Origin of the sequence: Streptomyces sp. NPDC012510, from assembly GCF_042955065.1 — a bacterium.
GTDB lineage: Bacteria > Actinomycetota > Actinomycetes > Streptomycetales > Streptomycetaceae > Streptomyces.
On the sequence record NZ_JBIBEN010000014.1, the window covers coordinates 81573 to 104797 of the forward strand.

The 23225-nt window shown below is 70.1% G+C and carries 18 protein-coding genes; 7 read left to right on the forward strand and 11 right to left on the reverse strand.

Annotated elements, in window-relative coordinates; genetic code table 11:
- The first annotated feature begins 146 nt into the window (after window positions 1-146).
- On the forward strand, window positions 147-7199 hold the full coding sequence (locus tag ACFY9I_RS25425; protein WP_391005337.1) for a polymorphic toxin-type HINT domain-containing protein: 7053 nt from the start codon (window positions 147-149) through the stop codon (window positions 7197-7199).
- A 10-nt stretch (window positions 7200-7209) separates the two neighbouring features.
- Entirely contained in the window at window positions 7210-7587 is a 378-nt protein-coding gene (locus ACFY9I_RS25430; RefSeq protein WP_391005339.1) for a hypothetical protein, read from the forward strand.
- A 24-nt stretch (window positions 7588-7611) separates the two neighbouring features.
- Here the strand turns inward: ACFY9I_RS25430 and ACFY9I_RS25435 are convergent, their stop codons facing one another.
- The 4 genes from ACFY9I_RS25435 to ACFY9I_RS25450 are packed head-to-tail and all read right to left on the reverse strand — an operon-like array spanning window position 7612 to window position 11231.
- Window positions 7612-8703, reverse strand: coding sequence for an amidohydrolase family protein (locus tag ACFY9I_RS25435; protein ID WP_391005341.1), 1092 nt, complete (start codon window positions 8701-8703; stop codon window positions 7612-7614).
- A 10-nt stretch (window positions 8704-8713) separates the two neighbouring features.
- Entirely contained in the window at window positions 8714-9547 is an 834-nt protein-coding gene (locus ACFY9I_RS25440) for an ATP-binding cassette domain-containing protein (protein WP_391005343.1), read from the reverse strand.
- Window positions 9544-10383, reverse strand: coding sequence for an ABC transporter permease subunit (locus ACFY9I_RS25445; protein WP_391005345.1), 840 nt, complete (start codon window positions 10381-10383; stop codon window positions 9544-9546). Before ACFY9I_RS25445 ends, ACFY9I_RS25440 begins: the two co-directional genes overlap by 4 nt.
- Window positions 10380-11231: a transporter substrate-binding domain-containing protein gene (locus ACFY9I_RS25450; protein WP_391005347.1), complete on the reverse strand. Its 852-nt coding sequence runs from the start codon at window positions 11229-11231 to the stop codon at window positions 10380-10382. Before ACFY9I_RS25450 ends, ACFY9I_RS25445 begins: the two co-directional genes overlap by 4 nt.
- A gap of 190 nt (window positions 11232-11421) precedes the next feature.
- Here ACFY9I_RS25450 and ACFY9I_RS25455 point away from each other — a divergent pair, with 190 nt between their 5' ends.
- The 5 genes from ACFY9I_RS25455 to thpD all read left to right on the forward strand — a co-directional run bounded on the left by ACFY9I_RS25455 (window position 11422) and on the right by thpD (window position 16181).
- Window positions 11422-12591 (forward strand): aminotransferase class V-fold PLP-dependent enzyme, encoded by a 1170-nt coding sequence (locus ACFY9I_RS25455; protein ID WP_391005349.1) that lies wholly within the window; start codon window positions 11422-11424, stop codon window positions 12589-12591.
- Window positions 12592-12862: 271 nt separating this feature from the next.
- Window positions 12863-13393 carry a diaminobutyrate acetyltransferase gene (ectA, locus tag ACFY9I_RS25460; RefSeq protein WP_391005350.1) on the forward strand — a complete coding sequence of 177 codons (531 nt, stop codon included), beginning with the start codon at window positions 12863-12865 and terminating at the stop codon, window positions 13391-13393.
- 62 nt (window positions 13394-13455) lie between these two features.
- On the forward strand, window positions 13456-14727 hold the full coding sequence (gene ectB / locus ACFY9I_RS25465; RefSeq protein WP_391005351.1) for a diaminobutyrate--2-oxoglutarate transaminase: 1272 nt from the start codon (window positions 13456-13458) through the stop codon (window positions 14725-14727).
- A gap of 127 nt (window positions 14728-14854) precedes the next feature.
- On the forward strand, window positions 14855-15259 hold the full coding sequence (locus tag ACFY9I_RS25470; protein WP_391005352.1) for an ectoine synthase: 405 nt from the start codon (window positions 14855-14857) through the stop codon (window positions 15257-15259).
- 7 nt (window positions 15260-15266) lie between these two features.
- On the forward strand, window positions 15267-16181 hold the full coding sequence (gene thpD, locus ACFY9I_RS25475; protein WP_391005353.1) for an ectoine hydroxylase: 915 nt from the start codon (window positions 15267-15269) through the stop codon (window positions 16179-16181).
- Window positions 16182-16411: 230 nt separating this feature from the next.
- Here the strand turns inward: thpD and ACFY9I_RS25480 are convergent, their stop codons facing one another.
- The 7 genes from ACFY9I_RS25480 to ACFY9I_RS25510 all read right to left on the reverse strand — a co-directional run bounded on the left by ACFY9I_RS25480 (window position 16412) and on the right by ACFY9I_RS25510 (window position 23053).
- Complete coding sequence (locus tag ACFY9I_RS25480; protein WP_391005355.1) at window positions 16412-17440, reverse strand: maleylpyruvate isomerase family mycothiol-dependent enzyme; 1029 nt, start codon at window positions 17438-17440, stop codon at window positions 16412-16414.
- A gap of 76 nt (window positions 17441-17516) precedes the next feature.
- The gene (locus ACFY9I_RS25485; protein WP_391005357.1) at window positions 17517-18125 is read right to left on the reverse strand and encodes a sigma-70 family RNA polymerase sigma factor; all 609 of its coding nucleotides are present in this window, start codon (window positions 18123-18125) and stop codon (window positions 17517-17519) included.
- A gap of 56 nt (window positions 18126-18181) precedes the next feature.
- Window positions 18182-19231, reverse strand: a complete 1050-nt coding sequence (locus tag ACFY9I_RS25490) for an aminotransferase class V-fold PLP-dependent enzyme (RefSeq protein WP_391005359.1) — start codon at window positions 19229-19231, stop codon at window positions 18182-18184.
- 126 nt (window positions 19232-19357) lie between these two features.
- Complete coding sequence (locus ACFY9I_RS25495; RefSeq protein WP_391005614.1) at window positions 19358-20086, reverse strand: DsbA family protein; 729 nt, start codon at window positions 20084-20086, stop codon at window positions 19358-19360.
- A gap of 114 nt (window positions 20087-20200) precedes the next feature.
- Complete coding sequence (locus ACFY9I_RS25500; RefSeq protein ID WP_391005361.1) at window positions 20201-20713, reverse strand: GNAT family N-acetyltransferase; 513 nt, start codon at window positions 20711-20713, stop codon at window positions 20201-20203.
- A gap of 176 nt (window positions 20714-20889) precedes the next feature.
- Window positions 20890-21498 carry a DUF1349 domain-containing protein gene (locus ACFY9I_RS25505; protein WP_391005363.1) on the reverse strand — a complete coding sequence of 203 codons (609 nt, stop codon included), beginning with the start codon at window positions 21496-21498 and terminating at the stop codon, window positions 20890-20892.
- 88 nt (window positions 21499-21586) lie between these two features.
- A complete protein-coding gene (locus ACFY9I_RS25510) occupies window positions 21587-23053 on the reverse strand; it encodes an aldehyde dehydrogenase family protein (protein WP_391005616.1) in 1467 nt (488 codons plus the stop codon).
- Window positions 23054-23225: the final 172 nt, after the last annotated feature.

Below are 23225 nucleotides of genomic sequence, written 5' to 3' on the forward strand. Positions count from 1 at the left end.
CGCATCATTCGCAGTCCGAAATTCGCCGCATCCTTTTGACATGCCATTGACACGTCTTTGGGGGGCCTTGGTACACAGTGGGGCCCGGCGAGTCCTGTGCGGTCCCTGTGCCCATGGGGAGCGCCCATGGGAACAAGGAGCCCTTCATGGCAGTCCTGGACCACGCCCGTATCCGCCTACGCCGCATCCGTCCGAGCCGTCACCGTCTGCGTGCCGCACTGGTCAGTGGCGTGGCGACGGCGCTGATCATGAGTACCGCGCCCGCCACGTTCGCCAGACCGAGCGAGGCGAGACCCGTGGCCGCGGTCGAACCCGACAGCAGTGACCCGCGCGAGGGCTGGCGTCCCGCCGGTGAACTCGCCGGGGACAAGGACGAACCGGGCCTCCTGGACCGCCTCTTCGGCAATGACGACGAGGACGAGGCGGAGAGCGGCGGTGACCATGATCCGCCCCGCATCTCGCTCGACCGCGCCCGTGGCTCCTCCTCCCTGACCCACCGGGGTGTCTCGGGCGACGCCGCCGGCGTCCGTATCGCGGCCCCCCGCACCACCCACGCCACCGGGGCCGACCTCTCCTGGAGCGCGTACCGGGGCAAGGGGCTGCGGGAGTACGAGGTCCACCGTTCCACGAAGAAGGACTTCACCCCCACCGACGAGACCCTGGTCGCACCCGTCGACCGCGACACCCGGACCTTCGCCGACCGCACCGCGCCCCCGAAGCTCGACCGTGGCGGTGACGGTGAGGGCAAGAGCGGCGGCGAGGGTCGCGCCCACCACTACCGGATCGTCGTCCGCACCCAGGAGGGCAAGCTCCTGGCCGGTCCGGCGCGCTCGGTCGAACTGCCCACCATCGGCAAGGTGTTCAAGGGCGGGAGGCTGCTCGCCGCCCCCGAGGGTGAGACGTACTTCCTGCCGTACACGCCGGCGCGGATGATCCCCGGTGAGAAGGCCACCGTCGAGGCGACGCTCACCAACACCACGGACACGGTGTGGAAGAAGGGCGAGCGCGTCCTGTCGTACCGCTGGACGCTGGACGGCAAGGACGTCACCAACCTGCTCAACAAGGACGCGACCGGGCTGCCGAAGGATGTGGCGCCGGGTGAGACGGTCACCTTCGACGCGGAACTGAAGGCCCCCGTCCTGGTCGACCCGCTCGACAAGCGGCTCACCTTCGGTCTGGAGTGGGACCTGCGGGAGAAGGCCGGCGGCGACTGGCTGTCCGAGACGGACGGGGTGCCGCCCTCGAAGCACCAGGTCACCGCCGAGTACCCGACCTCCGACCAGCTCGGCCTGGAGGACTTCCACTCGTACGCCGGCAAGAACACCGGCGCGGGCTCGGCGCTGATGAGCAACCTTCACGCGGGCAACGCGGTGTGGTCGTACAACGCCTTCTCGAACCCTTCGCTCGGCTTCTCGACCTTCCTGCGGCTGGCCTACAACTCGCAGGACGCGTCCAGCACTCCGGCCGGTTTCGGCTGGTCGCTGCAGGCCTCCTCGCCGGTCCGGCTGGGCACTCCGCTGGACTTCCATCCGGCCGCGCTGCTGCCCAAGCAGATCACGCTGACCGACGGCGACGGCACCAGCCATGTCTTCAGCAAGAACAAGAAGGGCGAGTGGGACGCCCCAGCCGGCGTCCACTTCCGCGTCAGGCAGGTGGAGAAGGACTGTCTGCTCCACCCCCACCAGCGCGAGGCCTGGGAGTTCCTGCGCCCGGACCGCACCCGGTTCCTCTTCGACTGCCAGGGCTATCCGAGCGCCCAGGTGGACAAGAACGGCAACCGGATGGAGTTCACGTACGAGGAGCGGCTGCTCGGGCACCCGTCGAAGCTGCTGAGGTACGTCACCGACGCCGAGGGCCGGCGCACGCTCACCGTCGATTACTGGGAGAAGGGCGAGGCGTACTCGTACGTCGACAAGGACGGTGAGGTCAAGGAGGGCAGGCGCCTCCTCAACCCGTTCATCGTCGACAAGGTCCGCTCCGTCACCGACGTCTCGGGACGGCGCGTCGACTTCACGTTCACCGAGAAGGGCCTGCTGGCGCGGCTGACGGACGGCGCGAACTCGACGGACGACAGGCTGCGCAAGGTCTTCAGGTTCGACTACGGCAAGGAGTTCGACCACCCCGGCGTGAAGCTCGTCGAGGTCACCGACCCGCGCGGCAACGCCTCGAAGGTCGACTACGTCGGCCCGCACGACAAGGACCAACTGCACTACCTGGGGTACACCAAGGCGGTCACGGACCGGCTCGGCGGTGTGACCGAGTACCGCTACAAGGACCCCGACGGCCATGACGGCAAGGGGACCGAGACGGTCGTCACCGACGCCGAGGGCAACCCCGCCACCCAGCGGATGGACGGCTACGGCCGTCCCGTGAAACTCACCGACGCCAAGAAGCGGACCACGAAACTGGGTTGGGACGCGGACAACAACGTCACGCGCCTGGAAGAGAACAACGGCGCCGCCCGCACCTGGACGTACGACCCGAAGACGGGCTATCCGCTGGAGAGCCGGGACGCGGAGTCGGTGAAGAACGACCGGCCCGCCGCCACGCTCGCCTACGCGACCGGCGAGAACGGCTACATCGCCGACCTGGTGCGCCGGGTTTCCCCTGAGGGCCGTACCTGGCAGTTCGGCTACGACGCGCGCGGCAACATGACCTCGGTCACCGACCCGAAGGGCGTGGCGAGCGAGCCCGCGGACGACTACACCTCCACCAACGCCTACGACACACGTGGCCGGCTCGTCTCCGCGACCGACGCCAACGAGCACACCACGAAGTTCGAGGACTACGACCCGTCCGGCTACCCGCGGGTGATCGTCGACGCCCTCGGCAACCGCACGACGACGGTGTACGACGTGCGCGGCAACGTCACCGAGGTCGAGGAGGCCGACGGGGCGACGACCACGCAGACGTACGACCTGTTCGGGCGTCCGCTGGAGAACCGCAGGCCGAAGGACCAGCAGGCAGGCGAGTTCATCGTCACGCCCGCGCCGCGGTACGACAGGAACGACAACACCCTCGTCTTCACCGCCCCCAACGGGGTGTCGAGCACCAGCGAGTTCGATGCCGCGGACCAGCTCCTGCAGTCCAGTCAGCCGGGCGACGAGGAGGGCGCGCCCGCACGCGTGTCGACCTTCACGTACGACAAGGTCGGCAACCAGCTCACCTCCACGGAGCCGAAGGGCAACCTGACCCGGGCACCGGGCGACTTCACCTCCACGACGAAGTACGACGAGGTCTACCAGCCGATCGAGGCGGTCAACGCGGCGGGCAAGCGTGCCTCGGCCGTCTACAACGACGTCGGTGACCTGGTGAAGGTCGTCGACGCCCGCAAGAACGAGACCGACGACCCCGACGACTACACCAGCAAGTTCCGCTACGACCTCGACCACCGGCTGCTGGAGACCACCGACGCGGCCGGGAAGTCCACGACGAGCACCTACGACTGGGACGGTCTCACCACTGCCACCACCGACGCGGACGGCAACCGCACCGAACTGGTCCTGGACGCCCGCGGCGCCCTGGTCGAGGCGCACGTCCCGCACGACGGGGACGGCGACGACGCGGTGGTCCGCAGGACCCGCTTCGAGTACGACGAGGTCGGCAACCAGACCCGGGTCGTCACCCCGCGCGGCATGGAGACCGGTGACGACCCGAAGGACTTCGCCGCCGAGACCGTCTACGACGAGCTGAACCGCGTCAAGGAGACCCTGAGCCCCTTCGACCCGGACGACGACCGCTACGACACCCCGGACCGTACGACGTACGAGTACGACGCGCTGAGCCGGGTGAAGAAGGTCAGCGCTCCGCCGTCCGAGGGCCAGAGCGTCCGCAACGAGACCCAGTACACCTACTTCGACACCGGCTGGATCAGGACGTCGGTCGACGCCTTCGACATCAGGAACACCTACCGGTACAACGACCTCGGCCAGCAGATCCAGAACACCCTGAGCAGCGCGGGCGATTCGGTCTCCCGCACCCTCAACTCCTCCTTCTACCCCAGCGGTGCCCTCAAGTCCCGCTCGGACGACGGAGTGCCGGTGGGCCTCCAGGTCGCCCTGGTCGACAACAGCGACATCAACAACACGGCGCAGCAGGGCACGTGGGCCTCGGTCGACGCCGAGGGCTCGTACGGCTACAACGCGCAGACGCACGCGCCCGGTGCCGGCGAGGACCGCTTCGTCTGGCAGCTGACGATCCCGCAGGCCGGCGACTACACGGTCTACGTCCGGTACCCGAAGGTCGACGGGGCGGCGAAGGACGCCGCCTACGAGATCAAGCACAAGGACGGCACCGAGACCAGGACGCTCGACCAGAGCGAACTCCCCGGTGAGTGGCGCTCCCTGGGCAAGTACGCCTTCGCCGAGGACACCGGTCAGGCGGTCACGCTCACCGACGAGGCGACCGGCACGGTGGTCGCGGACGCGGTCCGGCTGGTCCGCGACTACGAGGGCGACACCGACAACGAGAAGAAGGACTTCTCCTACCGCTACGACGCCAACGGCAACCAGACCGAGATCATCGACAACAGCCCCGGCGTCGAGACCGACCGCTACACCCTGGCCTACGACGAACTCAACCAGCTCACCGAGGTGATGGAGCACGACGGGGACCGTGTCCGCGACACGACGGCCCTGACGTACGACGCCAACGGCAACACGCTGACGACGACCCACGACCTGACCTGGAGCAAGCTGGAGTACGACGCGCTGGACCGGGTCGAGCGCATCACCAACGCCGCCTCACCGACGGCCGGCGACCAGCAGATCACCTCACTGAAGTACACGGCCCGTGGAGAACTGGCCGAACAGACCAAGCCGAACGGCAACGTTTTGACCGTCGGCTACTACCTCGACGGCGCGACGAAGAAGACCACGGAGCGGCAGTCCGACGACACGCTCGTCGCCGAGCACGCCCTGAAGTACAACGCCAACGGCCACAAGGTCGAGGACGTCCTGAAGCTGATGGACGCCGACGACCACGGCTCCACGATCGACAACACGTACGCGTACACGTACGACCCGCGGGACCGGATCGTGAAGGTCGGGAAGACCGGTGACGACGAGAAGACGGAGGAGTACCGGCACGACGCGGCCGGCAACGTGGTCTGGCAGACGGTCGACGACACGACGACGACCCATCGCTACGACCGCAACCGCCTCCTGACGTCGACGGCGGACGGCGCGTCGTCCACCTACAACTACGACCCGCTCGGGCGCCTCGACACCGTCTCCTTCGGCGGCGAGACGATCCAGAAGTACCGCTACGACGGCTTCGACCGGCCGGAGTCGATCACGTCGGGCACCGGCGACGCGGCGCGGACGACCCGTATGACGTACGACGCGTTCGACCGCACGGTGAAGGAGGCGGTCGGCAGCGGCGACGACGCGAAGACCACCCTCTTCACCTACCTGGGCATCACCTCGAACTCCCTCAGGGAGGAGGTGACGGGCGAGGGTGTCACCTCCTTCCAGTACGCGTCCTGGGGCCAGAAGCTGACCCAGATCAAGGACGAGGAGGACAAGGCCCCGGAGACCACGCAGTACCTCTACCACCCGCACGGCGACGTGGAGGGGCTGACGGACTCCGACGGCGACACGAAGACGACGTACGGCTACACGGCGTACGGCAAGAACGACACGGCCCAGTTCACGGGCGCGGACAAGCCGGGGGCGGGCGGTGAGGCCGCTGAGCCGTACAACGCGTACCGCTTCAACGCCAAACGCTACGACACGGCCTCCGGCACGTACGACATGGGCTTCCGCACGTACGACCCGGGCCTGAACCGCTTCCTGACCCGCGACATGTACGGCGGCGCCCTGGCGGACATGAGCCTGTCGACGGACCCCTTCACGGGCAACCGTTACGCCTTCGCCGGCGGCAACCCGATCTCCTTCATCGAGATCGACGGCCACCTGTTCGGCCTCTCCTGGTCCGACATCGGCCACGCCGCCCTGGACGTGGTCGGCCTGATCCCGGTGGTCGGCGAGGTCGCGGACCTGGCCAACTGCGGCTGGTACGCGGCCGAGGGCGAGTACGTCGACGCGGCCCTGTCCTGCGCCTCGGCGATCCCGTTCGCGGGGTACGGGGCGACGGCGGCGAAGGTGGCCAAGTACGGCGACGAGGCCCTGGAGGCGCTGGACACGGCGAGCGATGTCAGCCGCAACGTCCCGTCGGGCGCGGCGACACCGCCGACGAGCAGCGCGAATCCGCCGTCGACGGGCGGAGCCAACCCGCCGCCTGCCGGCGCTGCCGACCCGCCCCCCACGGGGACGACCAACCCCCCGGCGGCCGACGCCCCGGCACCGGCCGCTCCGAAACCGCCGGACGCCCCGCCGACGTGCACGAACAGCTTCGTCCCCGGCACCGAGGTCCTGATGGCCGACGGTTCCACGAAGGCGATCGAGGACGTCGAGGTCGGTGACAAGGTCGCGGCGTCGGACGTGGAGACGGACGACACCCAGACCCGCACGGTGACCCGCACGATCAAGGGTGAGGGCAAGAAGCGCCTGGTGACGATCACGGTCGACACGGACGGCCGGTCAGGCGACGCCACCTCCACGATCACGGCCACCGACGGCCATCCGTTCTGGCTGCCGGACTTGGCGCAGTGGGTGGACGCCGGCGACCTGAAGCGCGGGCAGTGGCTGAGCACGGGCAGCGGCAGCTGGATCCAGATCACTGCGGTCAAGGCACACAGGGCACAGGCGACGGTCCACAACCTGAGTGTCGAGGGCCTGCACACGTTCTACGTGCTGGCAGGGGCCGCACCGACCCTGGTTCACAACTGCACCACGTCGTACCAGATGTCTCTCGAAACGCGCCCTGCCGTCGGCGCCGGGAACTCGCAGGCCTACCAGGTCGCTCAGACCGGGGCCACCGAGTACCGGGCGGTCGGTGGCGGTCAGCGGGTGTGGGCGGACGGGATGGACAGGAACACAGGCGAGCTCCTCGACGCCAAGTTCATCGACAATCCCGGCCGTAGTCCGTTCATCCCCGGCTCCGGCATTCCGGACTTCATCCGGAACAAGATCGGAGCCAAGATCGACGACGAGTTCAGCCGGTACGCGTCCGTGATCAATGATCCGTCGAACCCCCTGACGGGGCTACGCGTGATCACGAATCACCAGGGCGCGGTGCCATACTTCCAGGGTTTGATGCAGCAACACGGCATCCCCGGCTCCGTTGTCGTGAGATAGGAGAAGGTCAGTGACGTATCTCGCCGTCTTCGAGAGCGACGCCTGGCGCCTCGACAGGGATGTTCTGGTGCGGGCCCTCGCCCAGGACTGGCCCGAAGCCGAGGTGACGCTCGCGACGCCGGGGGCTGCCGGCTCCGAGGTGCGGGATGTGGAGTGGCGTTACCCCTCCGGACCGGGAGACCTGGAGGGATACGCCCACGCGGACGGCCGGGGCGTCTACCTGGAGGGCCCACTAGACATCGTGGCCGACTTCGTCGTCTGGTACCGAGGTCTCGTACCGGCTGGCCATCAGGTCGTCTTCTGCGACGACTCCTACAGCTTCGACGGAATCGTTCCGCTGAACGCACGGAGGGAGGACGTCATGGCGATTCCGGAGCAAACGACCTAGCTCACGCTTCTCGCGGACGGGTTCTCAATCGACGACCCATCCGTTCAGCACCACCCTCGACGGGGCCCCCAGCACGCGTACGTCCGTGCGGGGGTCCCGTTCGTACACCACCAGGTCCGCCGGGGCGCCCTCGTCCAGGCCGGGGCGGCCCAGCCACTCGCGGGCGGTCCAGGTGGTCGCCGAGAGGGCCTCGACCGGGGGGATTCCGGCCGTCACCAGTTCCGCGACCTCGGCGGCGACCAGGCCGTGGGGAAGGGAACTGCCCGCGTCGGTGCCGACGTAGACCGGGATGCCCGCGTCGTAGGCGTTGCGGACGGTGTCGTAGCGGCGTTCGTGAAGGCGGCGCATGTGGGCGGACCAACGGGGGAACTTGGTCTCGCCGCCGGCCGCCATGGACGGGAAGGTGGCGATGTTGACCAGGGTCGGGACGATGGCGACGCCGCGCGAGGCGAACAGGGGGATCAGGTCGTCCGTCAGGCCCGTCGCGTGTTCGACGCAGTCGATGCCCGCCTCGACGAGGTCGCGGAGGGACGACTCGGCGAAGCAGTGGGCGGTCACGCGGACGCCCAGTCGGTGGGCCTCCGCGATCGCCGCCTCGACCGCCTCGCGCGGCCAGCACGGCGCCAGGTCGCCCACCTCACGGTCGATCCAGTCCCCCACCAGCTTCACCCAGCCGTCACCGCGCCGGGCCTCCTGGGCGACGTACGCGACCAGTTCGTCCGGCTCGATCTCGTGGGCGAAACCGCGGATGTAGCGGCGGGTGCGGGCGATGTGGCGGCCGGCCCGGATGATGTCCGGGAGGTCGTCGCGGTCGTCGATCCAGCGTGTGTCGGAGGGGGAGCCCGCGTCGCGGATCAGGAGGGTGCCGGCGTCGCGGTCCGTCAGGGCCTGTTTCTCCGCCACGTCGACGTCGACCGGGCCCTCCACGCCCAGGCCGACGTGGCAGTGCGCGTCCACCAGCCCGGGCAGGGCCCATCCCGACACCGTGCGGATGTCACTGGCGTTCACGGGACGGTCGTAGGTGATACGGCCGTCCACGACCCACAGCTCGTCGCGGACGTCCTCGGGCCCGACCAGCACCCGGCCCTTCACATGCAGCACCGGCTCATCGTTCATGCACCGCAGACTAGTCACCCGGCTGGTCGGCCTTGCCCTCCCGGTCCGACGTCCCCTCCTCCACCTCCGCCATCGCCGGGTCCAGCAGACGGGACAGGAAGTGGCGGGTGCGCTCGTGCCGGGGGCTGCCGATGACCTGGGAGGGGGCGCCGTCCTCGACGATCACGCCGTCGTCCATGAAGACGACACGGTCGGCGACCTCGCGGGCGAAGGTCATCTCGTGGGTCACCACCATCATGGTCATGCCGTCCTGAGCGAGCATGCGCATGACCGCCAGGACGTCACCCACCAGTTCCGGGTCGAGGGCCGAGGTCGGCTCGTCGAAGAGCATCACCTCGGGGCCCATCGACAGGGCGCGGGCGATCGCCACACGCTGCTGCTGGCCGCCGGAGAGGGAGGCGGGGTAGGCGTTCGCCTTCTCCGACAGGCCCACCCGGGACAGGTTCTCCGCCGCGACCCTCGCCGCCGTCGCCTTGTCCCGCCTCAGCACCCGGCGCTGCGGCAGCGTGAGGTTCTCGGTCACCGTGAGGTGGGGGAAGAGGTTGAACTGCTGGAAGACCATGCCGATACGGCGGCGTACGGCGTCGATGTCGACGTCGGGGTCCGTCAGCTCGGTGCCGCCGACGAAGACCCGGCCCTTCGTGGGCTCCTCAAGGAGGTTCACGCACCGCAGGAGGGTCGACTTGCCCGAGCCGGACGGGCCGATGACACAGACCACCTCGCCCCGCCGGATCTCCAGGTCGATGCCCTTCAGCACCTCGTTGGCGCCGAACGACTTGTGCAGACCTCGGACCTGGATCTCTGCCCCGGTGGCGCTGGTGGCGCTGGTGGTCCCGGTACTCATTTCACGGCCTCCTGGGCCTTCGCCTCCATACGTCGTACGACGAAGCCGAGCGGAATGGTCACCAGCAGGTAGCACAGGCCGGCGACGAGGATCGGCGTCGAGTTGGCCGTGGTGCTGGCCAGGTCGCGTCCGTACTTGGACAGTTCGCGCTCCTCCAGGGTGACGCCGAGGAACAGGACGAGGGAGGAGTCCTTGAAGAGCAGGACCAACTCGTTGGTGAGCGGCGGGAGGATGATCCGGAACGCCTGCGGGATGATGATCGACACCATGGCGCGCGCGGGTGAGAACCCGAGCGAACGGGCCGCCTCCATCTGCCCCTTGGGGACCGCCTGGATGCCCGCGCGGATCGTCTCCGCCATGTACGCCGCCGCCACCAGGCCCAGTGCGAGCGCGACCTTGCCGTACGTGCCGCCGGGGATCTCCGTGCCGGGGAAGGCGAGCGGCACGGCGACGCCGATGAAGATGAAGATCAACAGGGCGGGCAGACCCCGGAAGATCTCGATGTACACGCCGGCGAACCAGCGGTACGGGCCCACCGACGACAGCCGCATCAGCGCGATGACCATGCCGAGGACGAGTCCGAAGACGAAGCCGGACAGCGTGTAGAGCACGGTGTTCTTCAGCGCGAGCGTGATGACGTCGGGGAACATCTGCTCGGCGATGTCCCACTGGGCGAACTGGTTCTTCAGCCGGTCCCAGTCGGCGGACAGCGCGAAGGCGATGACGGCCGCGACGAACACCACGTACTGCGCGCCCCGGGAGAGGGTGCGTTTGCGGCTCCGGCTCAGGCCCTTTCTGCGCGGCGTGCCCGGTGCGTCCGTGTCGGTCACGCTCATGACGCCGACGGGGATGCCGAGGCGGCGCTCTCGTCGTACGGGCCGATCCACTGCTCGTACAGCTTCTTGTACGTGCCGTCGGCCCTCGCGTCCGTGAGCGCCTTGTTGACGGCCGCGAGGAGCTTGGTGTTGCCCTTCCTCACCGTGAAGCCGTACTGCTCGCCGGTGTTGATCTGCTCGGCGACCTCGAAGGCGTCGGCGTTGGCCTTGTCCTTCAGCCAGCCCTGGACGACCGGGTAGTCGATGATCACGGCGTCGACCTGCCGGGTGCGCAGGCCGTTGAGGACGGCGTCGGAGGACTCGAAGGAGACGGGGTCGAGGCCCTGGCTCTTGGCGTAGTCCTCGCCGGTGGTCTGCGCCTGGGTGCCGACCTTCTTGCCCTTGAGGTCCGCGAAGGAGCCGACGCCGGCCTTCCTGTCGGCGAGGACGGCCTGGGTGGCCTCGAAGTACGGGTCGGAGAAGTCGACGTTCTTCTTGCGCTCGTCGGTGATCGTCATGCCGGCCGCGGCGAGGTCGCACTCGCCGGAGTTCAGGAAGGCGCCCGTCTTGAAGTTCTCGAACGGGGTGTCGCGGATCTCCTGCTTCACGCCGAGGTCCTCGGCGACGAGGTCGATCAGGGAGACGTCGAAGCCCTGCACCTTGCCGTCGATCTCCGACTGGAACGGCGGGTACGGGAGGTGGGTGCAGGTCGTGAGCCGACCGGCCTTCACCAACTCCACCCCGCCGGCCGCGGTCTTGGTGCCGCCGCCGCCGTCACCGTCCGAGGAACAGCCGGACACGAGCAGCAGTCCGGCCGCGGCGGTGGTGGCGGCCAGGATGCGGGTCCGGCGTCCGGGGACCGAGTTCACGGGGAGACCTCCTGTGGGAGCTGGAAGAACGCTGACATCAGATTATAAGGAATTGTTTGACTTGCTCAAACCAATCCAATGGCTACTGGGCCGTCTGACCTCAGATGTCGCCGGTGAAGGGTGCACAAGAGGCCCACAGGGCCGTCGGTACCCTCGACACCATCTACCCCGTGAGCGAAAAGAGCATCCTGTGACGCACCCGTTTCTGGATCTGGCCCCGTTGAGCGCGGCGCGCTTCGCGTCGATCGAGGACCGGGTGGCCCGGCTGCTCTCCACCGACCAGGACGTGGTGATCACACAGGGCGAGGCGCTGCTGCCACTGGAAGGGGCGATCCGCGGGGCCGCCGGTCCGGGGACGACCGCGCTGAACGTGATCACCGGCCCGTACGGGCAGACCTTCGGCGACTGGCTGCGGGACTGCGGCGCGACCGTGATCGATCTGGCGGTGCCGTTCCACACGGCGGCCACGGCCGAGCGGATCGGGGAGGCCTTCGCCGCGCACCCGGCGATCGACTTCGTGTCGCTGGTCCACGCGGAGGCGGCGACCGGCAACACCAACCCCGTCGCGGAGATCGGCGCGGTCGTCCGCGAGCACGGCGCCCTCTTCTACCTGGACGCCGTCGCCTCCGTCGGCGCCGAGCCGGTGCTGCCCGACGCCTGGGGCGTCGACCTGTGCGTCATCGGGGCACAGAAGGCGATGGGCGGTCCGGCCGGGGTGTCGGCGATCTCCGTGAGCGAGCGGGCATGGGCACGCATGGCGGCCAACCCGCGGGCCCCGCGCCACTCGTACCTCTCCCTCCTGGACTGGAAGGAGCGCTGGATCGACGGCGGCCGCCGCACTCTCCTCCACGCACCCGCCCAACTGGAGATGCTCGCCCTGGAGGCCTGTCTGGAGCGCGTCGAGGCGGAGGGGCTCGACGTGGTGATGGCCCGGCACGCGTCCGCCGCCGCGGCGACCCGGGCGGGGGCGCTCGCCCTGGGCGGCGGCCTGGAGCCGTACGTCCACGAGGCCGCCCACGCCGCGCCGGTCGCCACGACCCTCCGGACCCCCGCCGGCGTGAACGCGTCGGAGCTGGTCGCCAAGGCGCTGGCCACGGACCCCGCCCTGCCGCTGGCCGCCGGTGGTGGCGCCCTGGCCCGCGAGATGATCCGCGTGAACCACTACGGGCCCCACGCGACCCCGGGGGCCGTGCACTCCGGCCTCGCCGGGCTCGGGGCCGCGCTGGCGGAGTTCGGGACGGCGGTCGACCCGGAAGGGGCTCGCCGCGCGGCGGCGGAGGCCTGGGCCCGGGGAACGATCCATGCCGAGAAAAGTGCGGGTCGCTTTGACGACGGAAATGCAGTGGAATTCACAGAATAGAATCCCGTATTCTTCTGCCCGCTTATCTCTCGCCTAAACGCAAAGGTTTCGCGAACGACGACGGGGCCGATTCGGGCAGATCCCGTGAGGGTTGCACATGTGTGACCGACTCCACAACGCGTCCTTTTTGTGCGGTAATTTACGGGCAGAACGTCTCAGATCAACCCGGTTCCCTCAGGTCGCTCACGCCCGCGTGATAACACGTGAAGCGCCCATACGTAACCCCACGCGGCGATGCAATCCGAAATTCCCATGGGTAAATTCAAGCCCTATGACTGCCGCACAAGCAGAACCACAGACGGAAATCGCGGAAGGGATTCGGATCGATCGCCCGGACGTGGCGGACGGCGCTGCGCTGTGGCGCATCGCGCGGGACTCCGGAGCGCTGGACCTCAACTCCTCGTACAGCTATCTGCTGTGGGTCCGGGACTTCGCGGACACCTCGGCGGTGGCGCGGGACGAGACCGGTGAACCGGTCGGGTTCGTGACCGGGTACGTGCGGCCGCAGCGGCCGGACACCCTGCTCGTGTGGCAGGTGGCCGTCGACGAGTCGCACCGGGGACGCGGACTCGCGGCCGCCCTCCTGGACGGACTGACCGAACGGGTCACGCGGGTGCACCCCGTGACCACCGTCGAGACCACCATCACGCCGGGCAACACCGCCTCCGAGCGACTGTTCGCCGCGTACGCCGACCGTCATGGCGCGTGTGTCGAGCGCACGGTCCTGTTCGAGGCCGCGGACTTCCCGGACGGCCCGCACCAGCCCGAGGTGCTCCACCGCATCGGCCCGCTGTCCCCCTGAGGCTCCCCCAGCACACGCACCCCCTCCCCCTCCCGCCCCCACGTACCGAGGAGCGATTCGACGTGACCATGACCCAGCCCGACCTGAGCGTCTTCGAGACCCTGGAGTCCGAGGTGCGCAGCTACTGCCGCGGCTGGCCCACCGTCTTCGACCGCGCGCAGGGCAGCCGGATGTTCGACGAGGACGGCCACGCGTACCTGGACTTCTTCGCAGGGGCCGGCTCACTCAACTACGGCCACAACAACCCGGTACTCAAACGCGCCCTGATCGACTATCTGGAACGGGACGGCGTCACCCACGCGCTCGACATGTCGACGACCGCCAAGCGGGCGTTCCTCGAGTCCTTCCAGAACCTGGTGCTGCGCCCGCGCGATCTGCCGTACAAGGTCATGTTCCCTGGGCCGACCGGCACCAACGCGGTGGAGTCGGCGCTGAAGCTGGCCCGGAAGGTGAAGGGGCGCGAGGCCATCGTGTCGTTCACCAACGCCTTCCACGGCATGTCGCTCGGTTCGCTCGCCGTCACCGGCAACGCGTTCAAGCGGGCCGGGGCGGGGATCCCGCTGGTGCACGGCACCCCGATGCCGTTCGACAACTACTTCGACGGCACGGTCGAGGACTTCCTGTGGTTCGAGCGGCTCCTGGAGGACCAGGGGTCCGGGCTCAACAAGCCCGCCGCGGTGATCGTGGAGACCGTGCAGGGCGAGGGCGGCATCAACGTCGCCCGCCCGGAGTGGCTGCGCGCGCTCGCCGAGCTGTGCGAGCGGCAGGACATGCTGCTGATCGTCGACGACATCCAGATGGGCTGCGGTCGTACGGGCGCCTTCTTCTCGTTCGAGGAGGCGGGCATCACGCCCGACATCGTCACCGTCTCCAAGTCCATCAGCGGCTACGGCCTGCCGATGTCGCTCTGCCTGTTCAAGCCGGAGCTGGACATCTGGGAGCCGGGCGAGCACAACGGCACCTTCCGCGGCAACAACCCGGCGTTCGTGACGGCGACGGCCGCCCTGGAGGCGTACTGGGCGGACGGCTCCGCCATGGAGAAGCAGACGCGGAAGCGCGGTGAGCAGGTCGAGCAGGCCCTGATCTCCCTCACGGAGGAGAACCTCGCCGATGTGAAGGAGTACCGGGGCCGCGGCCTGGTGTGGGGCATCGAGTTCCACGAGAAGGAGCGCGCGGGACGGGTGGCCAAACGGGCCTTCGAGCTCGGGCTGCTGATCGAGACGTCCGGCCCGGAGAGCGAGGTCGTCAAACTGCTGCCCGCCCTCACCATCACCCCCGACGAGTTGGACGAAGGCCTGCGCGTCCTCGCACGGGCCGTGCGGGAGACCGTCTGACACCACTGCCGACCGGCAGCGGCACCGAGCAGACAAGCGCCGGACAGACAAGCGCCGGACAGAGGAACACCGGACAGAGAAACAGCGCCGGACAGAGAAACACCGATCGAGGAGGCATCGCTACACCGTGATCGTCCGTTCGTTCAAGGACATCGAAGGCACCGACCGGCATGTGAAGGCCGCGTCGGGCACCTGGGAGAGCAAACGCATCGTCCTCGCCAGGGAGCGAGTCGGCTTCTCACTGCACGAGACGATCCTGTACGCGGGTACGGAGACGTCGATGTGGTACGCGAACCACGTCGAGGCCGTCGTGTGCGTCGAGGGCGAGGCCGAACTCACCGACCAGGAGACCGGGCGGAGTTACACGATCACGCCCGGAACCATGTACCTCCTTGACGGCCACGAGCGGCACACGCTGCGGGTCAAGGAGGACTTCCGCTGCCTCTGCGTCTTCAACCCGCCCGTCACGGGACGGGAGGACCACGACGAGAACGGCGTCTATCCGCTGCTCACCGAGCCGGAGGAGGTTTGACATCACCATGACCACGACCACCACCATGCACACCGCCACCACCGTTCCCGACCTCTACCCGAGCCGTGGGGCGACCGAGGTGTCGGTCCCGCGCCAGGACCCGGTCGTCTGGGGCTCCCCCGGCACCCCCGGCCCCGTCTCCCTCGCCGAACTCCAGGCGTACGAGCGCGACGGCTTCCTTCCCGTCGAGCAGCTGATCGCGCCGGACGAGGTCGCCGTGTACCGGCAGGAGCTGGAGCGGCTCGTGACCGATCCGGCGATCCGCGCCGACGAGCGCTCGATCGTCGAGCCGACGTCGCAGGAGATCCGGTCGGTCTTCGAGGTGCACCGGATCAGCGAGGTGTTCGCGCGGCTGGTGCGCGACGAGCGGGTCGTCGGGCGGGCCCGGCAGATCCTCGGCTCGGACGTCTACGTCCACCAGTCGCGGATCAATGTGAAGCCGGGCTTCGGCGCGTCCGGTTTCTACTGGCACTCCGACTTCGAGACCTGGCACGCCGAGGACGGGCTGCCGAACATGCGGACGGTGTCCGTCTCGATCGCCCTGACCGAGAACTACGACACCAACGGCGGTCTGATGATCATGCCGGGGTCGCACCGGACGTTCCTCGGCTGTGCGGGGGCCACCCCCAAGGACAACTACAAGAAGTCGCTGCAGATGCAGGACGCCGGCACGCCCTCCGACGAGGCCCTCACCACCATGGCCTCGGAGTACGGCATCAAGCTGTTCACGGGCAAGGCCGGTTCGGCGACCTGGTTCGACTGCAACTGCATGCACGGCTCCGGCGACAACATCACGCCGTTCCCGCGCAGCAACGTCTTCATCGTCTTCAACAGCGTGGAGAACGCGGCGGTTGAGCCGTTCGCGGCGCCGGTACGGCGGCCGGAATTCATCGGGGCGCGGGACTTCACCCCGGTGAGGTGAACCGTCGCCGGCCGGGGGTCCGGGGGTCGCCCCCCGGAGTACGCAGCATCGGGGCGCGGGACTTCACCCCGGTGAGGTGAACACGGGAACGCCCCGTGCGGTGACCTCGACGTCACTCCGACCGGGCCGGGCGGTGACCTGGCCGTCACTCCGACCGGGCCGGGCGGCCGCTGACCCCTGAGCGGCCGCCCGGCCCTTTTCCCTCTCTCCGGCCGCCGAGGGGCGCCCCCTCACAGCCACGCCAGTGATGCCGCTCTCTCCAGTACGTTGCGTGCCGCGGCCTCGTCGCCCGTGACCCCCCTCGGTACGTCCTGCGGGGCGTGGCGGCCGCCCACCAGGAGGCAGAAGTCGACCGGGTCCAGGGTGAGTTCGGCGCGTACGGGCGCGGCGTCGGAGCCCAGGAGCCAGCGGGCCCCGGTGGGGCCGGTGACCTCCAGGAAGACGGGCGGCGCGTCGTGGAGGGCCAGACCGAGGAGGCGGACGGCGAGGCGGACCAGGGTCCAGAGGTGCTCGTCGGGGGGCGGGGGGACGGCGAGGCCGACGGCCCGCCCGATGTCGTCGGTGTGGATCCATGCCTCGAAGGCCCGGATCACGAAGTGGTCGGCGACCGGCAGCCTCAGGCCCATCACCGAGACGGCGCGGGCGGCCGGTTCGGGGTCGCGGGCCTCGGGCGTGGCCAGCAGCGCGGCGGCCTGCGCGGCCCAGGTGGCGACCGTCTGCGCCGGTGTGCGCCCGTGCTCGTGGGCGATGGCGTCGGCGGTGCGCCTGGCCCAGGCGTCCCCCGCGGAGATTCCCTCGGGGATGTGCGAGGCGGGCAGGCACGCGTCGATGCCGAGGCGTACGGCCAGGTGTTCGTCGGCGGCGACGAGGTGCGCGACGGTGGCGTGCGCGTCCCAGTCGTGGACGACCGGCGTACCCCAGCGGCCCTCCAGTTCCGGGACCAGCGCGTGGAGTCCGGCCACGGCTGCGGCGTAGGGGGCCGCGTGATGGGCGACCTCGGCGGCACGGGGGCGGCGGGAGCGGAGAGCCGGGGCGAGGATCCGGTCCACGCCGCCGTTCACCGCGCCGGACGGGACGGCGGACGTACCGCCCGGAGTGCCGTCCAGCAGACGCACCGCGGCCCGGAGCTCCTCCGCCTCCGTCGCGCACTCCTCGCACACGGCCAGGTGCAGGGGCACCGTTCTGGCGTCGCCGAGGGGGAGCGCGCCGACCGCCCAGGCGGCCAGCAACTCCCGTACGCCGTCGTGGTCGTTGGTCATCGCGCGCCGCCCTTTCGCCCTGCCAGGTCCACGATACGCAGGACCCCTACGGTCCGGACGGTCGCGTGCGCCCCCATCACGCGCCCCTCGCCGTCGCGGGGTCCGACGGGTCCGCGAGGGACCGGGCCAGCTTGCGCAGGGCCGAGCGGAGCCGGGTCTTCGCGGTGCCCTCGGGTATGCCCAGTTCGTCGGCGGCCTGGCGGTAGGTGCGGCCGGCGAAGTAGGCGAGGTGCACCACTTCCCGCTGGGGGCGCGGGAGTTCGGCTAGCGCGGTGTGCAGCAGGAGGGAACGCTCACGGTCGACGACCGCCTCGTCCGGACCGGGCCCGGTGTCGGGGATGGCGTGCAGCGCCGCGTCATCCGCGCGGACGTCCTTGCGGTGCCGGGCCTCGCCGCGCACCCAGTCCACGGCCCTCCGGTGGGCGATCATGGACAGCCAGGTGCGCAGCGAGGCCCGGCGCGCGTCGAAGCCGTACGGTCTGCTCCACAGCTGGGCGAAGACCTCCTGCGCCACGTCCTCTGCGGCCGCCGGACTGTGGGTGACCCGTACGGCCACCCGCCGGACGAGTCCCCCGTACGCCGCGTACGCCTCACGCAGCGCGGACTCGTCCCCGTACACCAGCCGCCGATGCAAGTCCGCATCGGTGGACGGCTGTTCGAGCGTCGGCTCCACCGGCACCACCACCTCGTGGTGCCTTCCTAGCGTCCCCGCCCGGTCCCGCGCCAGTGGGTCTTCGGAAGTCAGCCGGACAGAACGTCCAGCAGCCGGTCGACGTCCGTCGGCGTGTTGTACAGATGGAAGGCGGCCCGCAGATGGCCCGCCCGGTCGGAGACCTCCACGCCCGCTCGGCTCAACTCCGCCTGGCGGTGGCCTAGCCGGGGCACCGACACGATCGCCGAGCCGGGCGCGGGCACCGGTTCGTGGCCGAGTCGGGCAAGTCCCGCGCGGAAGCGGTCGGCCAGCGCCAGGTCGTGGTCCCGGACGTTGGCCACGCCCAACTCCTCGATCAGCGCCAGGGACCGGCGGGCGCCGGCGTACGAGAACAGGCTGGGGCTCTCGTCGAACCGGCGGGCGGTGCGGGCGAGTTGCTCGACGGGGCCGTAGCAGCTGTCCCACGGCTCCTCCCCGGCGACCCAGCCAGCAAAGAGGGGGCTGAGTCCGCCGAGGTCCTCCGGGACGACGAGGAAGGTCACTCCGCGCGGGCACACGAGCCACTTGAAGGCGACGGAGACCACGTAGTCGTAGGCGTCCGCCTCGATCGGCAGCCATCCGGCGGACTGCGAGGCGTCGACGTACGTCCGGGCCCCGCACTCCCGCGCGGCCCCCCGGATCGCGTCCAGTTCGGCGACGCGGCCGTCGGCGGACTGCACGGCGCTCACCGCGACGAGCGCCGTGCCGGGGCGCACCGACTCGGCGACGCGCTCCAGCGGCACCTGGCGCACCTTGAGGTCGCCGCGCACGTGGAAGGGGTTCACCAGGGACGTGAAATCGCCCTCGGCGGTCAGCACCTCGGCGCCCTCGGGCAGCGAGGCGGCGACGAGCCCGCTGTAGACGGCGACCGAGGCCCCGGCCGCCACGCGGCGGTCCGGCACCCCGACGATCCGCCCGAAGGCCGCCCGCGCGGCCTCCACATCGGCGAACATGTCCTGCGGCTGCCCGGCCGCCACGGACTCCACTCCGGCCTTGATGGCGTCGACCGCGCGGGCGGGCAACAGCCCGGTGCTGGCGGTGTTCAGATAGGTGTTCTTCGGGGCGAACTCGGCACGAACGAGGCTCTCGAAGGTCTCCATGGTTCCACTGTGGGGGCCGGGCCCATCCCACGTCTATTGAGACATTCTGACCGTATTCCCCAAGCGTTGCTTATACATAGCGGTTGACCTGCACCGCCGCGCCCCGTCAGGTGCGCCCGGAAACCGTCACCGCTCCTGCGGCACGGCACAACCGTCCGGCCCGCAGGCCTCCGCCCCTTCCGCGCCCTCCGCCACCACCAGCTTCAGCGGCGGCCGCTCCCCCCACGCCTGCGCCAACGCCTTCTCGAACACCTCCGAGGGCTGCGCCCCGGAGACCCCGTACTTCCGGTCCAGTACGAAGAACGGCACCCCGTTCGCGCCGAGCTCCGCCGCCTCCCGCTCGTCGGCCCGGACGGCGTCGGCGTACGCGTCCGAGTCGGCCAGCACCTTGCGCGCGGCCTCCCCGTCGAGCCCCGCCTCGACGGCCAGCTCGACCAGATACCCGTCGGCGTCCGCGTACACGGACCGCTCCTCGGCGAAGTTCGCCCGGTAGAAGGCCTGGAGCAGCTCGCTCTGCAGCCCCTGCTCCTTGGCGAAGTGCAGCAGCCGGTGCATGTCGAACGTGTTGCCGTGGTCGCGCCCCTCGGCCCGGTATGCGAGTCCCTCGGCGGCGGCCTGCTCGCGGAGGTTGTGCTCACCGGCCTGGGCCTGGGCCTCGCTCATCCCGTACTTCTTGCTCAGCATGGTGAGCACCGGCTGGATGTCGTCCTTGGCCCGGCCCGGGTCGAGTTCGAAGGAACGGTGCACCACCTCGACGCCGTCACGGTGCGGGAAGGCCGCGAGCGCCTTCTCGAAGCGGGCCTTGCCCACGTAGCACCAGGGGCAGGCGATGTCGCTCCAGATCTCGACGCGCATGGTCACAGCTCTCTCCAGGTCGTACGGGTGTCGTGCGGGTACGGAGACGCCCTCCGCCTCCACGGTCGGTGAACGTTCAAGTAGCCCGGCTCATTCCCCGGCTCAGTGCCCTGCTCAGTGCCCGGTCACCGCGAAGGTCAGGAGAAGGTGATGGTCGCCCGGGGCGGGCGGATTCTGCGGATCGGGGGTCCAGCCCAGATCCGCGTAGAAGGCGCGGGCCCGGCGGTTGTCCACGTGGACGGAGAGGCCGGCCGTGCGCTTGCCGTCGGCCCGCCATTCCTCCACGCAGGCCGCGTGCAGGGCCCGGCCGGTGCCCCGGCGCCACCGGTCGGGGTCGACGTGGAACTGCGCGAGGTACACGGTGTCGGCGGGCACGCCGTCCGGCGTACGGAAGGAGGCGATGGCGGTGATGCGGCCGTCCTCCACGGCGCACAGGACGTGGCCGTCCGGGCGTTCGATGGCGTGGCGCCAGGAGGCGAGCCAGTCCGTGCCGTCCTGGGGGACGCCGTCCGGGTAGTACGTCGCGCGGGCACGGGCGTGAAGGGCGCTGATGGCTGGGGACTCGGCGGGGAGCGCGGTTCTGATCACGCGCGCTCCGGTGAGGCGGGTCACACGGTCCTTGATCATGCCGAGGAGGACGTGGAGGGGGGCGGCGCGGTTCCGGGGAGTTTTTTCGCCCCCGCCGCCCCTACCCGTCCCACCCCAGGGGGTGCGCCCCTTCGCCCCCTTGCCAGTGCGCCTTTCGTCTGCGGCTGGTGGGGGCTGTTCGCGCAGTTCCCCGCGCCCCTTCGAGGGGCCGGGTGTCAGCTGCCGTTCCTCAGGTCCTTCGGCCAGTTCGGGCGGAACTCGAGCTCGTCGTAGGTCACCACGCAGCCCTCTCCCATCGGGGACTGGGTCATGAAGCCGACCAGGGCGGCGCCGCTCTCGCGCTCGCCGGCGAGGGTGAAGAGGCGGACGAAAGTCCACCTCTTGCCGTCGCGGGAGGCGTGGAAGGCGAAGGCCCGGCCGGTGCGGCTGACCCGCAGCCACACCGAACTTCCCTCCACGGTGAAGGCGTTGGCGTCGTCGGAGTGCCCCCGGGTCACGACGGTGCACACGGTCGGCACATCCGGCGCGTACTCCAGGCAGAGCTTCGCCCAGGCCCGCTCCCCCACCTGGACATAGAGAACGCCCGCGTCGAACCCGGCGGCGAAGCCGACAGTCACACGGGCGATCAGCTGGAAGTCCCCCTCCGGCGCGCCCAGCAGCCTGGGCGCGTCCGAAGCGGGGTCCAGCCCCTCACCGGTGGGCGACACGAACCGGTCCTGCCGAGCCCCGGCCCACCCCGTGAGCACCCCGTCCTCGTAGGACCAGTGCCCATCGGGGCCATACGTACGCAGCGGAAACGGGAGTTCCGGTATGTCGAGGTCCATCGGGGGATTCTCGCAGCTCCCGGCCCACGACAGCGGGCCTTTCGGGGGCGCGGGGAACCGCACCCCCTACGGCGCCCCGCGCGGAGCGCTAGCGCTCCAGAACGCCGTTGAACCGACGCGGCAGCCCCAGCGGATTGTCGTCCTTCAGCTCCGGCGGAAGCAGCGCCTCGGGCGCCCCCTGGTAGGCGACCGGCCGCAGCCACCGCTCGATGGCCGTACCGCCCACCGACGTGGACGTCGACGTCGTCGCCGGGTAGGGACCACCGTGGTGCTGGGCCGCCGCCACGGCGACACCCGTCGGCCAGCCGTTCACGAGCACACGCCCGGCCAGCGGCGTCAGCTCGGCCAGCAGCTCCGGTCCGCGCCCTTCTCCGGCCGCCTCCTCGCCGGACACGTGCACCGTCGCGGTCAGGTTGCCCGGCAGCCGGGACAGCACCGACTTGGCCTCGTCCTCGTCCGCGTAGCGCGCCACGATCGTGAGCGGCCCGAAGCACTCCTCCAGGAGCAGGTCGTGCCGGCCCTCGACCGCCAGCTTGTCCGCGGGCACGGTCAGGAAACCGGGGCTCACGGTGTGCTCGCCGCCCGCGCCGGCGGTCACCGGGGACTCCACGTCGGGCAGCTCGGCGCGCTCGGCGACACCCGCGAGGAAGTTGTCGCGCATCCGGTGGTCCAGCAGGACCCCGGAGCCGACGTCGCTGACCGCGTCGGTGAGCGACTTGACCAGACGGTCGCCCGCGTCACCCGACGGGGCCAGCACCAGTCCGGGCTTCACACAGAACTGGCCCACACCCAGGGTCATGGAACCGGCGAGACCCGCGCCGATCGCCTCGGCGCGCTCGGCGGCGGCGGCCTCCGTGATCAGGACGGGGTTGAGGGAGCCCAGCTCGCCGTGGAACGGGATCGGCACCGGACGGGCGGCCGCCGCGTCGAAGAGGGCGCGACCGCCGCGTACCGAACCGGTGAAGCCGGCGGCGGTGACGAGCGGGTGCTTGACAAGTGCGACGCCCGCCTCGAAGCCGTGCACGAGGCCGAGGACGCCCTCGGGGATGCCGTGCTCGGCTGCGGCCCGGCGCAGCACGATCGCGACCAGCTCGGACAGGGCCGGGTGGTCGGGGTGGGCCTTGACGACGACCGGGCAGCCGGCGGCAAGGGCGCTCGCCGTGTCGCCGCCGGGGACGGAGAAGGCGAAGGGGAAGTTGGAGGCCGAGTAGACGGCGACGACGCCGAGGGGGACCTTGTAGCGGCGCAGGTCCGGGATGGGCGGGGTCGCGGTGTCGTCGGGGTGGTTGATCACCACGTCGAGGAACGCGCCCTCGTCCACGATGTCGGCGAAGGCCCGCAGCTGGTAGCAGGTGCGGGCGAGCTCGCCGGTCAGCCGGACCGGGCCGAGCGCGGTCTCTGCGTCGGCGACCTCGACAAGCTGGTCCTTGGCCGCCTGGAGCTGGTCGGCGGCCGTGCGCAGGAAGGCCGAACGGATCGTGCGGTCGGCCAGGGAGGCTCGGGCGGCGTGCGCGGCGCGGACGGCGGCGTCCACCTCCTGGGCTGTGGCCTCCACCGCAACCTGCTCGCGCTGCTTCCCGGTTCGGGGGTCGACACTCCAGACTGGTGCTGCTGCCACCGCGGTCCCTCCACGTATTTCTGGTGTCATTCACCAGGGTATATCTGGGTCATTCACCAGGGTCGTTCGATATGCTGAACGCTGTCTCTGATGATGAATATGCTGTCGG

Coding starts and splice junctions, on each gene's coding strand:
- ACFY9I_RS25425 (WP_391005337.1), top strand. CDS start 147: ATGGCAGTCCTGGACCACGCCCGTATCCGCCTACGCCGCATCCGTCCG.
- ACFY9I_RS25435 (WP_391005341.1), bottom strand. CDS start 8,703: ATGAACGATGAGCCGGTGCTGCATGTGAAGGGCCGGGTGCTGGTCGGG.
- ACFY9I_RS25440 (WP_391005343.1), bottom strand. CDS start 9,547: ATGAGTACCGGGACCACCAGCGCCACCAGCGCCACCGGGGCAGAGATC.
- ACFY9I_RS25445 (WP_391005345.1), bottom strand. CDS start 10,383: ATGAGCGTGACCGACACGGACGCACCGGGCACGCCGCGCAGAAAGGGC.
- ectA (WP_391005350.1), top strand. CDS start 12,863: ATGACTGCCGCACAAGCAGAACCACAGACGGAAATCGCGGAAGGGATT.
- thpD (WP_391005353.1), top strand. CDS start 15,267: ATGACCACGACCACCACCATGCACACCGCCACCACCGTTCCCGACCTC.
- ACFY9I_RS25480 (WP_391005355.1), bottom strand. CDS start 17,440: ATGACCAACGACCACGACGGCGTACGGGAGTTGCTGGCCGCCTGGGCG.
- ACFY9I_RS25490 (WP_391005359.1), bottom strand. CDS start 19,231: ATGGAGACCTTCGAGAGCCTCGTTCGTGCCGAGTTCGCCCCGAAGAAC.
- ACFY9I_RS25495 (WP_391005614.1), bottom strand. CDS start 20,086: ATGCGCGTCGAGATCTGGAGCGACATCGCCTGCCCCTGGTGCTACGTG.
- ACFY9I_RS25500 (WP_391005361.1), bottom strand. CDS start 20,713: ATGATCAAGGACCGTGTGACCCGCCTCACCGGAGCGCGCGTGATCAGA.
- ACFY9I_RS25505 (WP_391005363.1), bottom strand. CDS start 21,498: ATGGACCTCGACATACCGGAACTCCCGTTTCCGCTGCGTACGTATGGC.